11 protein-coding genes are annotated in these 11,765 nt (G+C 42.2%); 6 read left to right on the forward strand and 5 right to left on the reverse strand.

All coding sequences use genetic code 11. The features are described from left to right. Nucleotides 1-100: 100 nt before the first annotated feature. Nucleotides 101-1,435, forward strand: coding sequence for a TrkH family potassium uptake protein (locus NPUN_RS30480; protein ID WP_012412255.1), 1,335 nt, complete (start codon nt 101-103; stop codon nt 1,433-1,435). A gap of 165 nt (nt 1,436-1,600) precedes the next feature. Then, the gene (locus NPUN_RS30485; RefSeq protein WP_012412256.1) at nt 1,601-2,296 is read left to right on the forward strand and encodes a potassium channel family protein; all 696 of its coding nucleotides are present in this window, start codon (nt 1,601-1,603) and stop codon (nt 2,294-2,296) included. Between the two features lie 140 nt (nt 2,297-2,436). On the opposite strand, the gene NPUN_RS30490 is transcribed toward NPUN_RS30485, so the two are convergent. Next, nucleotides 2,437-3,582, reverse strand: a complete 1,146-nt coding sequence (locus tag NPUN_RS30490; RefSeq protein ID WP_012412257.1) for a tetratricopeptide repeat protein — start codon at nt 3,580-3,582, stop codon at nt 2,437-2,439. A 335-nt stretch (nt 3,583-3,917) separates the two neighbouring features. Next, the gene (gene queA, locus NPUN_RS30495; protein WP_012412258.1) at nt 3,918-5,123 is read right to left on the reverse strand and encodes a tRNA preQ1(34) S-adenosylmethionine ribosyltransferase-isomerase QueA; all 1,206 of its coding nucleotides are present in this window, start codon (nt 5,121-5,123) and stop codon (nt 3,918-3,920) included. Nucleotides 5,124-5,396: 273 nt separating this feature from the next. On the opposite strand from queA, the gene NPUN_RS30500 reads away from it, so the two are divergent. Then, entirely contained in the window at nt 5,397-5,786 is a 390-nt protein-coding gene (locus NPUN_RS30500; protein WP_012412259.1) for a hypothetical protein, read from the forward strand. 63 nt (nt 5,787-5,849) lie between these two features. Here the strand turns inward: NPUN_RS30500 and NPUN_RS30505 are convergent, their stop codons facing one another. Continuing rightward, nucleotides 5,850-6,392 (reverse strand): YraN family protein, encoded by a 543-nt coding sequence (locus tag NPUN_RS30505; protein WP_012412260.1) that lies wholly within the window; start codon nt 6,390-6,392, stop codon nt 5,850-5,852. Nucleotides 6,393-6,541: 149 nt separating this feature from the next. Between NPUN_RS30505 and NPUN_RS30510 the strand changes: the two genes are divergently transcribed. Next, nucleotides 6,542-6,991 carry a pentapeptide repeat-containing protein gene (locus tag NPUN_RS30510; RefSeq protein WP_052304718.1) on the forward strand — a complete coding sequence of 150 codons (450 nt, stop codon included), beginning with the start codon at nt 6,542-6,544 and terminating at the stop codon, nt 6,989-6,991. A gap of 69 nt (nt 6,992-7,060) precedes the next feature. Here NPUN_RS30510 and NPUN_RS30515 read toward each other — a convergent pair whose 3' ends face one another. Both NPUN_RS30515 and NPUN_RS30520 read right to left on the reverse strand, forming a co-directional pair. Next, entirely contained in the window at nt 7,061-7,462 is a 402-nt protein-coding gene (locus tag NPUN_RS30515) for a hypothetical protein (RefSeq protein ID WP_012412262.1), read from the reverse strand. A gap of 254 nt (nt 7,463-7,716) precedes the next feature. Further along, nucleotides 7,717-9,471, reverse strand: coding sequence for an N-acetylmuramoyl-L-alanine amidase family protein (locus NPUN_RS30520; protein WP_012412263.1), 1,755 nt, complete (start codon nt 9,469-9,471; stop codon nt 7,717-7,719). A gap of 84 nt (nt 9,472-9,555) precedes the next feature. On the opposite strand from NPUN_RS30520, the gene NPUN_RS30525 reads away from it, so the two are divergent. Next, nucleotides 9,556-11,193 (forward strand): CTP synthase, encoded by a 1,638-nt coding sequence (locus tag NPUN_RS30525; protein ID WP_012412264.1) that lies wholly within the window; start codon nt 9,556-9,558, stop codon nt 11,191-11,193. Nucleotides 11,194-11,317: 124 nt separating this feature from the next. Continuing rightward, complete coding sequence (locus NPUN_RS30530; RefSeq protein WP_012412265.1) at nt 11,318-11,740, forward strand: hypothetical protein; 423 nt, start codon at nt 11,318-11,320, stop codon at nt 11,738-11,740. Nucleotides 11,741-11,765: the final 25 nt, after the last annotated feature.

Below are 11,765 nucleotides of genomic sequence, written 5' to 3' on the forward strand. Positions count from 1 at the left end.
ATCCAAAAAATATACGATATCCAAGAGGTTTAAACCCAGGTTAAATCTAACTTTCTTAACCACGAATTACGAATTACGAATTACGAATTACGAATTAATTATGACTGTTGCTCGGACAATTTGTTTGGGATTTTTGGCTGTCATTGCTGTTGGTGCTATCCTGTTGATGATGCCTTTTTCGACTAGCAATGGTACATGGAATAACCTGATTGTGGCACTATTCACCTCGACATCCGCAGTTTGTGTCACAGGTTTATCAGTAGTTGATCCTGGTACTTATTTTTCCTTTTGGGGCCAATTGTTTATTGCACTATTAGCTCAGATTGGCGGTTTGGGCTACATGACAACTACCACATTTCTAATTTTGCTCATTGGTCGTAGGTTTGATATGCGGCAGAAAATAGCAATTCAACAAGCTTTAGACCGACCAGGGATGAGTGGTAGTGCCCAAGTTATCCGTTCAATTATTGCCACAACTTTAATTTTTGAAATTACAGGCACATTCTTACTTCTGCCTGCTTTCGTTCCTGAATATGGATGGAGTAAAGGGCTTTGGTTAGCCATTTTTCATAGTATCAACGCTTGGAATAATGCTGGTTTTAGTTTATTTAAAGATAACTTAATTGGCTATCAGTCATCTTTCTTAGTAGTCTTTACCATCACAATGTTAATTATCTTTGGGGGAATTGGCTATCAGGTAATTTTGGAAATGTACCTTTGGTTGCGCGATTGCCTTTTCAAAAAAAATCATAACCAAATATTTTCTCTAGATTTTAAAGTTGCAACTAGCACAACTATTATATTGTTAGTAATAGGAGTAATTGCATTCTTTTGTATAGAGATTAGAAACCCAGAAACATTTGGTTCTCTAAATTTTCGTGACCAGATATTACTAGCTTGGTTTCAATCAGTTACTCCTAGAACTGCTGGTTTTAATACCATCGATATTAGCAAAATGACTACCGCAGGTTTATTTATTACGATTGCGATGATGTTTATTGGTGCAAGTCCAGGTGGTACAGGAGGAGGCATGAAAACAACAACTCTTAGAGTCTTGACCAGTTGTACCAAGGCAATTCTTCAGGGAAAAGAAGAAGTTTTATTATACGATCGCAAAATAGCAATATCTTTAATTTTGAAAGCCGTAGGTGTGTTAGTGGGTTCAATAGCAACAGTAATTTTAGCTACTATCTTAATCAGCCTTACAGATCCAACTTTGGATTTTATTCAAATTTTGTTTGAAGTGGTATCAGCCTTCGCCACTGTGGGGCTTTCAACAGGTATTACAGGAAGTATCTCTATAATAGCAAAGCTCATCCTCATTATAACTATGTACATTGGACGAGTAGGTGTTTTACTACTGATGTCCGCAGTACTAGGAGACCCCCGCCCCACCAGAATTCACTATCCTGAAGAAAATCTCCTCGTGGGATAGTTAAGGAGTGGGAAGTGAGGAGATAATAATTTCTTGACAACTCACTAATGACTAATGACTAAACTGATAAAATATACATTGGAAGGCAAAGAATAAGATTTTTAATTCAAGTATTATAACCGTTTTTTGCCCTAAATACAGGGAGCCATTATAAGGATAAAAAGGGTGAATCTTTCATCATTAAGTTTTTTTCGCAGTTTACGTAAAGATAACCAACAATTTGCTGTGGTTGGGTTAGGTCGTTTTGGTAGATCGGTCTGTTCTACACTGCATAACTTCGGTTATCAAGTGCTGGCAACAGATATTGATGAAAAACGAGTTTCAGAAGCATTAACTGAGGGAATAGTTGGTCATGCTTTGCAATTAGATTCTACAGAACCAGCCGCACTAAAGGAAGCTGGAATTTTTGAATTTGATACTGTAATCGTAGCGATTGGCAACTACGTTCAAGAAAGCATTATAACCACCCTAAATGTGAAAGAGGCTGGCGTACCTCATGTAGTCGCCAAAGCTTCTAGCGAAGTTCACCGTAAACTATTACGGCGAGTAGGAGCAGATCATGTTGTTTTTCCTGAATATGAAGCAGGTTGCGCTCTAGCGCGTACACTTACTAAACCAGCAATCTTAGATCGATTTGATCTAGACCCAGATAACAGTATTGTAGAGTTGATTGTGCCTGATGAATTTCACGGTAGAACAATCACCGAGCTTCAACTTCGTAACCGCTACGGTTTAAATTTGCTAGCGGTGAGTCAGGATGGTAAATTTCAAATTAATCCCGATCCTACCAAGCGTTTAGAACGTGGTTCCGCAATGGTAGTTATTGGCTGCAATAAAGATATCAATCGTTTGCCGATTTAAAAAATTTAGAAGTCATTCAATTTGAGATTTTAGATTTTTCCTTAAATCCAAGTTGCGCTGTAAGCACACCAAAAGTGCTACTTAAAATCTAAAATTGGCAGAGTTAGAAGTTATTAATTTATTTCTAACTCCGAGTTTGTTTATTGTCCGGAAGTCGTTGAAGTAGATTGTGGTTCAACTGAGACAGGGTTTTCTAGTTGATTTGGCGTTTGTGGCTCAGGTGTTTGTACTACATTACTTGTTTTGTCTGGAGTCTGAGAGGGAGTAGTTGTTTGACTGGCTTGAGGCTGCTGTTGACCACTTTTTTGAGCAATTTGCTGCATTAGCTGTTCAATTTTTTCAGCTTGCTCAATGTTCCCTTGCTCACGATACTCAGTATGGGCACGTTTCAAGACTCCATTAGCTTTCTTGATGTCGCCTTGATTATATAAAGTGACTCCCAAATTATAGTAAGCTGAGGCGTTTTTAGGATTTAAGCGAATAGCTTGCCGATAAACAGAAATAGCCTCAGAAGCTTGGCCTTGAATTGCTAGCAAATTTGCCATGTTGTTATAAGCTGTGGCATTTTGAGGATCTAGCTGCAAGGCTTGACGATAAGTTGCGATCGCCTGCTCTGTTTGACCTTGTTGTTGCAAGGCGATCGCTAAGTTAAAATAAGCATTGGCATTGCTGCTATCTAAATTAATTGCTTGCTGGTATACTGCGATCGCTTCCGGTAGCTGTTCTTGTTCATACAGCACCAAACCCAGATTATACAGCGCTGCTACCTTTGTGGGATCTATCACAAGGCTTTGACGATAAGCCGTAATCGCGGCATCTTTTTGTCCCTGACGATGCAGCACTAACCCTAAGTTGTAATAAGCTTCACTAAAATTAGGATTAATCCTAATCGCCTCTGTATATTCTTGTAAAGCTACATCTAGGCGATTTTGTTCCATGAATATATTACCCAGATAATTTAGCGCAGCCCCAAGGCTAGGATCTCGCTGCAACGCCTGACGAAAGGCATATTCTGCACCCTGTAAGTCTTTGCGGTTATAGCGCGTGACTCCCTGCTGGAAAAAGCTAGCTGCTTCAAGATCCTGAGAAATTGCGGTTTCTGCTAGCAGCTTGCTTCCTGGAAAATTAGTAATCGCCGGTGCAGCTATGACCAAAAACGCAGAGAACGCAAATAGAAGTCTGAACAGGGGCTTTTTCTGAACAGAGTTTTGGTGAAATAAGGAGTGTAACCACGGCTGAGTTTGACTTTTTCTAGACAGGAGTGACATAGATGTACTTATGCTCATATCTTTATAAGTCAGAATACCCACCACAGCATGAAAAATTGCAAATCAAAAAATTAAGAATTTCTCACTCTGTGAGCATTCGACTTTTGTGAAAACACTCTTGTCCTTGCTCAGTTGCTTTACATACCGTAGTTAGTGCAATATTCTACAGGTTTTATAATCTGCTAATAAACAAATTCAAATCAACTGTTCTTTTACTTTCATGCCATCTTTCTTGACTAGATTTGACAAATTTAATTATTTAATCATGCATAAAATTAATCGTCTTGATATTGCAAGTCTCTAAAAATGGAGGGATTAAAACTTCAGCGAACCTTATTGCCCTCAAACTTGACTTAAGACTTTATGGCTTCCGGCAAAATTAGCATAGCATCACCAAAGGAATAGAAACGATACTTGGAAGCGATCGCTTCGTTGTATATATTCAATAGCCGTTCTCTGCCAATTAGCGCACTTACCAACATCAGCAAACTGGAACGCGGTAGGTGAAAATTGGTAATCAAACCATCCACCACCCGCCATTGGTAGCCGGGATAAATAAACAAGTCTGTTTTACCGCAAAATGCTTGTAAATTCCCAGATTTAGCCGCCCCTTCCAAAGCCCTTACTGCCGTTGTTCCCACAGCAATAATTCGACCGCCAGCAGCTTTGGTGGCGCGAATTTGCTCTACCGTGGCGGCGGGAACTTCAATCCATTCTTCATGCATCTGGTGGGTAGTTACGTCTTCCACTTCCACAGGGCGAAAAGTGCCTACACCAACGTGTAGCGTCACAAAAGCTTGATTGATATTGCGATCGCGCAGCTTTTGTAATAATTGTGGGGTAAAGTGTAATCCTGCCGTCGGTGCTGCGATCGCTCCTGGCTGTTCGGCATAAACTGTCTGATACTGCTCATCAGCAGCTGAGGAGGCAGTAATGTACGGTGGTAGCGGTACTTCACCAAATACCTCTAACAGTTGCACCAAAGGCTTTCCCTCTGGCACATCAAATTGCAGCAAACGTCCCCCGGTTGCTGCGTCTGTTTCTAAAACCGTAGCCGTGAGTTGTTGGCTGGTTACTGGGGAAAAATCAAGGGAGCAGGGTGAAGAGTTTTCCCCTCTGCCCCCCGCACTCCTCCCCTCTGCCTCTTTTGAATCCCCAATCCTCTGCTTTGCTTCAAAAATAATCTTCGTTCCCTGTTTGAAGCTTTTTCCTGGCTTAACTAAAGCTAACCAACAGTTATACTGCCGTTCTTCCAACAGCAACACCTGGATTTTAGCACCAGTGGTTTTATGACCATAAAGCCGAGCTGGAATAACCCTTGTATTGTTCATGACCAACAAATCACCAGAGCGTAGCAGTGCAGGCAAATCATGGAAAATATGGTGAGATGCTTCTGTTTCAGCGCCTGTAGTGGGAGAATTAACTACCAGTAACCGGGAACTATCTCTAGGAACTGCTGGGTTTTGGGCAATGAGTTCTGGAGGTAGTGTGTAGTCATAGCCTGCTACCGAGCAATCTAATTCAAAATTTTTTTCTTTGGGGCTAGATGTATCTTTCAACTTGGCTTGTACTAGTTTTTGCTTTATTTAGTATTTATACTCTCTGACAAAAAGCTGTTTTTAGCTTTCTCTTCTAAAGGAACTTTAAGGCATCTTTGCCCAATTTTGTCGCGAGGCTATAAGATTGTTACTATTAAGTAACACGGAAAAATTAACATAAAAACTGGGTAAACCTCCCCATCTAAAAACGGGGGCTTTTACCCTACCGGGAACAGGCACTGATTGACGAATATAGATATGTAGGATTGGCTTTGATCCCAAGCACCAACAAACATGGAATACTTGTACTATCTGGCAAATGCCAGTCTAACCCTGAGGGTCGTTCAACACCTGCACGCTAGACCCCAGACACCAGTTTCGTTCGTCACCGTGATTCATCAAATTGATGGCTGGGTGGTTAGGATCAAACTCAAAGGTCAAGTCTCGCCCCAAGAAGATGGCGACTTTCGGGCTTTTCTAAATGAATTAGGAATTAGCTATGAGCCACCAATGAGGGTGCAAATGGCACTTTGGAGTTTAGAAGCGGGACAATGCCCTGTGGACGTGATGCGTCGCTACCAGGTAGCGATCGTTTCTCATGGTAGTCCAGAGAGAGACGAAATCGAAGCTTTCCGGCAACAGTTTGTTCGGGGCTTAGGCTACTGCCCAGAAACTTTGGCGTAATAACATTTGGTTGTAACGCCAGCACATAATTATTGGTAATTAAGATATTTTATCCATTACCAATTAACCATTATCAATTGAAGAGTCGAAAGCTGCCAGAATGTATTCTTGCAGCTTAAACTTATATTCGGCTGTTGATGAAGTAGCAAGAGCTTCCTGAGTTGCTATAACCGCAGTCTGATTTTTTGATATCCTTTGACAGTAGACAATAGCAACATCAAATCGGCAAGAATAATCCGCCTTTTCAGGGTACTGGGCCAAGAATATTCCAGCTGTCCGTGAGATTTTTGCTTGCTTTTGTGGGGTGATGGCGCTTCTTCCCCCTGCATCCCAACTCCCTGAACTGCGGGTTTTGACTTCAACAAATGCCAATAATGAGTGCTGAGTGCTGTTAGCGGTAGCGGGGCGTTTAGCCCGTAAGGAGTGTTGAGTAAGGAGTTTTTCCCCAGTTTGTCCATCATGTTGAGCAATAATATCAATTTCCCCCCAGCGACTAGCAAAGCGACGATGGAGAATTATCCAACCAGTAGATTGCAACCATTGGGCAACTAGGTCTTCTCCTAAATGACCAATATCTGGATAATGAGATGGAGGAAGGTTAGCCATTGACGAAAAATATCATAAATTCTATGAATTCTAGGTTAAGCGATTGCACAGCAGGTTCTAAACTCGACTCATCCCGAACACAATTCGGGTTGAAGCGTCAGACTGACTATCACTTTTGGACAAATATACTCAGCTTATTCTTGTGGGGAATGATTAGCATCACCGCAACGCTCGGTTTTGCTCCAACAGCTTTGGCACTCGAATATAATAAGGAGATTTTGGTCGAGGCTGATTTTTCAGGGCGTGATTTAACAGACTCTAGCTTTACCAAAGCTAATCTTCGCCAGAGTAACTTCAGCCGAGCTAATTTGAACGGTGTCAGTTTCTTTGCAGCAAATTTAGAGTCTGCGAATTTGGAGGGTTCTGATTTAAGAAATGCCACTTTAGACTCGGCTCGTTTAGTTAGAGCAAATTTGACAAATGCACTGTTAGAGGGTGCATTTGCCGCTAATGCCAGATTTGATGGTGCAATCATTGACGGAGCAGATTTTACCGATACGCTGCTGCGTCCCGATGAACAAAAAAAATTGTGCAAACTTGCCAAAGGGACTAATCCAACCACAGGACGAGATACGCGTGACACGTTGTTTTGTCCTTAGTATTTTCTACTGGGAATTGGGCATTGGTTATTCTCCATTCCCTATTCCCCATCAACAAATATTGAGCCACTACCAACCAAGGGCCCCAATCTTTTGACAAACAATTTTCATTCCTTTGCCTGGTGAAGAATTGGCGACAAAAGGTATTTCTCCTTTCTCCTTATCCTCTTGAAGTAGCTGTCCCTCTGAACCGTAAATGGCAATGTGATTCCGAAAAAGCCGCGATTCAGAACATGATGCATCGAATGTAGTCTCGAAGATGCCATCTCCGTATATGCCATAAAGCTTGTATGTTGTGCCCTTTATAGTTTTTGTGTCCAGAGCTACGCTGTTTCCTAATTTATCATGCCCCACAGTGATATATCTTTGTACATCTTGGGCGATGGCTGCGCCAACACCTTCAGCGATCGCACTACCATTGCTCAATAAGATAGCGATCGCTCCTACCATACCGCCGATTTTAAAATACATACGGTTTCAAAATATAAGATTTGATATATTTTTACCCGCAATCAAAGTTGTTCTGGCATGGTAGAAGCACTGAAAAGTTAAATTACTGACAACTTTCACGAAGTCGGCGATCTGAATACCGCGAATGTTCACAAATCCAGGACTTATGCAAATAATAGCTAAAACCCTATAGGGGCAATTCATGAATTGTCCCTACAATCTTTAGTTTGGCCTAAGAAATAACATTGCTATAGCTCGTAAGTTTAACTCCCGATCTATCGAACGCTTTTAAACCACTCAGTAATCCCCTGAGCGATCGCATCAGCCATTTTCTTCTGTTCTTTTGGGTTCACTACCTGCTCAAATTCATCAGGATTGCTCATAAAACCCAATTCCAGTAACACCGATGGCGCAGCTGCTGGGCGTGTCAGCGCTAGGTTGTCCCAAAACACACCATAAGAAGGTTTGCCGAGTTTTTTAACAACATAGGTCTGTAAAAATATTGCCAGGCTGTGGGCTTGGGGTTGATACCAAAAAGCCGCGAATCCCTTGGTTTTTTCAGCATCGCCATCATCGGGTAGAGAGTTGTGGTGTATGGAAATAGCGATCGCAGGTTCTTCTTTACTAATAATTGCCTGACGTTCTGCTAGAGAAACCTCCTTATCGTCCTCCCGCGTCATCACTACCGTTGCTCCTCGCTTCACCAAATCGTCCCGCAGCAACTTAGATACCAGCAAATTCACATCTTTTTTTAAATATCCAGTTGGGCCACTGGCACCAGTTTCTTTACCGCCATGCCCTGGATCGAGTACAATCTTGAGATTAGCTAAAGGCTTGCGTCTTGTGTTCCCAATATTAGGCGGATGACGCAAAGCCAAAACCAGGGTTGTACCGTCGTATCTCAGCTTATATCCCCACTGTTGAGCTTTTTTGAGGTTAAAGGTGTATTTTACTTGTTCTGGAGCCTCCTGTTGCCAATCTAGCCGAGAAATTAGAGGGTCATCATCCAGGCGAATAATGTCTGTTTGGGCAGTAGTATTGTAGAGAGTGAGAGCGAGAGCTTTCTCACTTTGTTGCACGCTCACAGGTACGGGAACTTGTAAGGGGAAAAATATCTCTGTCGCACCAGGGAGTTGACGGTATCCGACACTGCGAATTATTGTTTGTGGCGGAATTGCACCAGGTAGAATGCGAGTTTCCTGACTATTAATCCAAGCGCCATAGTCTAGGCGCAACCATTCACCTTCCTTACCTGTTACTGTTGCACGTGTGCCTTTAGGCAGTGGCGTGAGTCGAGAATAATCGGTGCTTGGGCCAGTGCGAGCAACGCCTGACTCTACTGTAACCTCAGAAACCGGCAACTCTGCTCTTGAGAGGATTTGAATTTTACCAGCCCCTGGTTGAGTTATCGTCTTGCCATTGAGTGTTAGTTGAAACTGAGGTTTTCCCAGATCGGCGGCTGTAGCCACTGTGGTGCAACCTTTATAATTGCCTACGCTAAACTGGGCATGAGGCTGATTTTGTCCTGTCAGTGCTGCCAAATTATTTGGTAGTTGTGCCTGTTGGGGTTGGGGTGAAAGGGCAATTGTTTGATTAGCCAGGGTTACAGAGACATTGGCGTTAGGGGGTGCAATCGCGCTAAAACAAATTAGTTCTCCTGGTAGTCTGGCAATGTCAGCTGCGGGAGTCAAGGAATCTTTAGCAAAGGCTACCCCCTGTGGTAGTTCAGGGCTAGTGTTAACCCTTATCACCTTAATTTTAAGTTCTTGATTCTGGCGACGCACAGTAAAAAGATTCTCCCCCAACTGCAAGGGGAAACTAGGGGAAAAATGACCAGCTTTGCTGCGGTTAATTGGCTTACTATTGATCAAAACCTCACCATCTGGTGGAGCAGTCCCCAGAAAAAAGATTTTTTGGGAACTCGTCTGGTAGTTTGTCTCAGGAAAAACGACTATAAGAGATGGCTCTGCCAATGCTACGGAGGATGTGAGAATACAGCCTAATATTACTAATCCTAAAAGGTTTTTCACAGCAAATCACAGAAGATTACACCACAACAACTGTGGCACAATGACGGGATGTATTTTTAGAAGTTGTTAGAAATTCAAACTACTATGACTAAGTTTATCTTCGTAACTGGAGGCGTAGTTTCCAGTATTGGTAAGGGCATTGTAGCAGCAAGTCTAGGGCGTTTGCTCAAGTCGCGCGGATATTCGGTGTCGATTCTCAAACTCGACCCTTATATCAATATCGATCCTGGCACAATGAGCCCTTTTCAGCATGGGGAAGTATTCGTTACCCAGGATGGTGCGGAGACAGATTTAGACTTGGGGCATTACGAACGTTTTACCGATACCTCAATGTCGCGCTTGAACTGTGTGACTACTGGCTCGATTTACCAGGCAGTCATTAATAAAGAGCGACGGGGAGACTACAATGGTGGCACTGTACAGGTTATTCCTCATATTACCAATGAAATCAAAGAGCGGATTCTGCGAGTTGCTAAAAGTACAAATCCGTCCGTAGTAATCACAGAAATTGGCGGGACGGTGGGAGATATTGAATCACTGCCGTTTTTGGAAGCGATTCGCCAGTTCCGCAAAGAGGTTGGGCGGCAACATGTACTGTATATGCATGTAACGTTGGTACCGTGGATTGCTTCTGCGGGTGAGATGAAAACTAAGCCAACACAGCATTCAGTTAAAGAACTCAGATCCATTGGTATTCAACCAGATATTTTAGTTTGTCGGAGCGATCGCCCCTTACCCAAGGGATTAAAGCAAAAATTGTCGGGATTTTGCGATGTGCCCGAAGAATGCGTCATTACTTCTCAAGATGCCAAAAGTATCTATGAAGTACCCCTAAATCTGGAACGGGAAGGAATGGCAGAACAAGTGCTGAACTTGCTGCAAATGGAGCAACGCCAACCAGATTTGACGCAGTGGCAAACCTTGGTACAACGGTTACATACTCCTAAGCACGAGCTAGAAATTGCCATTGTCGGCAAATATGTGCAGTTAAGTGATGCCTATTTATCTGTCGTGGAAGCACTAAACCATGCTGCAATTTCCACTTATGGCAAACTGCGCTTGCGTTGGGTGAACTCAGAAGATTTGGAAAATGAATCAGCCGAAACTCATCTTGGGGGTGTCGATGGCGTAGTTGTGCCAGGAGGTTTTGGGGTTCGGGGAGTGGATGGCAAAATTGCCGCCATTAAATACGCCCGCGATCGCCAAATTCCTTTTTTGGGTTTATGCCTGGGAATGCAATGCTCTGTAATTGAATGGGCTAGGAACATAGGGGGATTAACAGATGCTAATAGTGCTGAATTTGACCCTCATACAACGAATCCGGTAATTAATTTATTGCCAGGACAGCAGGAAGTTGTCGATTTAGGGGGTACAATGCGCTTGGGGCTATATCCTTGTCGTGTTCTTCCTGATACATTGGCTTTCAAGCTTTATCAAGAAGATGTAATTTATGAACGACATCGACATCGCTATGAGTTCAACAATGCTTACCGCGATCTCTTATTAAAGTCCGGCTATGCGATTAGTGGGACTTCTCCTGATGGACAGTTAGTTGAAATTGTGGAATTACCCAAGCACCCATTCTTTCTAGCTTGCCAATTTCATCCAGAATTTCAATCTCGTCCTAGTAGCCCTCATCCTTTATTTAAAGGGTTTATTCAAGCAGCGATCGCTCTTTCTTTGTCAACTTCAACTACACCAACACCATTGGAGGTTTCTTAACAATTCATAATTCAAACAAATTAATTTGATTTTGAATTGGTACACGGCAACATAAACTTAAGGCTTCAGTAGACTTAGACATACAGGGTGCATCATTCGTAAATTTTGGACTTGAGGAGATGTTGTGGCGTACTGGGTGAAAATCCTTTACGAGAGGAGAGAATATGTAGTGAATTTTGAACGTGTCCATGCTTTTTGTTATGAAGTGAATGGCAGGGTTACTTTTTGGCTACCCGATAGTGCCATTCCAATAGTCATTAATCCACAAAGTAACCTAGAAGATTATCAAAAGATTCTCGATTATTTAGAATGTGTGACAAGTTTAGAATTAGATCATGCCCACTGGGTGAAAATTCTTTACGAAAAAAACGAATATGTAATTAATCTCAACTGCATCAGTTCCTTTTGTTATGAACCGAATGGTAGGATAACTTTCTGGTTGCCAGATGGCACTATACCCATCATCATTAATCCTGTGAGTAATCCCGAATCATATCAAAAAGTTGTGCAATACGTTCACAAAGCAACGGGCTATTCTTTATCTTAAAATTATTAATTAGATTTTAGACTTT

Source organism: Nostoc punctiforme PCC 73102 (assembly GCF_000020025.1).
Classification (GTDB): Bacteria; Cyanobacteriota; Cyanobacteriia; order Cyanobacteriales; family Nostocaceae; genus Nostoc; species Nostoc punctiforme.

Bases quoted from the DNA above. Each gene is read 5' to 3' on its own strand.
- NPUN_RS30480 (WP_012412255.1), top strand. From the start codon at position 101: ATGACTGTTGCTCGGACAATTTGTTTGGGATTTTTGGCTGTCATTGCT.
- NPUN_RS30490 (WP_012412257.1), bottom strand. From the start codon at position 3,582: ATGAGCATAAGTACATCTATGTCACTCCTGTCTAGAAAAAGTCAAACT.
- NPUN_RS30500 (WP_012412259.1), top strand. From the start codon at position 5,397: ATGGAATACTTGTACTATCTGGCAAATGCCAGTCTAACCCTGAGGGTC.
- NPUN_RS30505 (WP_012412260.1), bottom strand. From the start codon at position 6,392: ATGGCTAACCTTCCTCCATCTCATTATCCAGATATTGGTCATTTAGGA.
- NPUN_RS30510 (WP_052304718.1), top strand. From the start codon at position 6,542: ATGATTAGCATCACCGCAACGCTCGGTTTTGCTCCAACAGCTTTGGCA.
- NPUN_RS30515 (WP_012412262.1), bottom strand. From the start codon at position 7,462: ATGTATTTTAAAATCGGCGGTATGGTAGGAGCGATCGCTATCTTATTG.
- NPUN_RS30525 (WP_012412264.1), top strand. From the start codon at position 9,556: ATGACTAAGTTTATCTTCGTAACTGGAGGCGTAGTTTCCAGTATTGGT.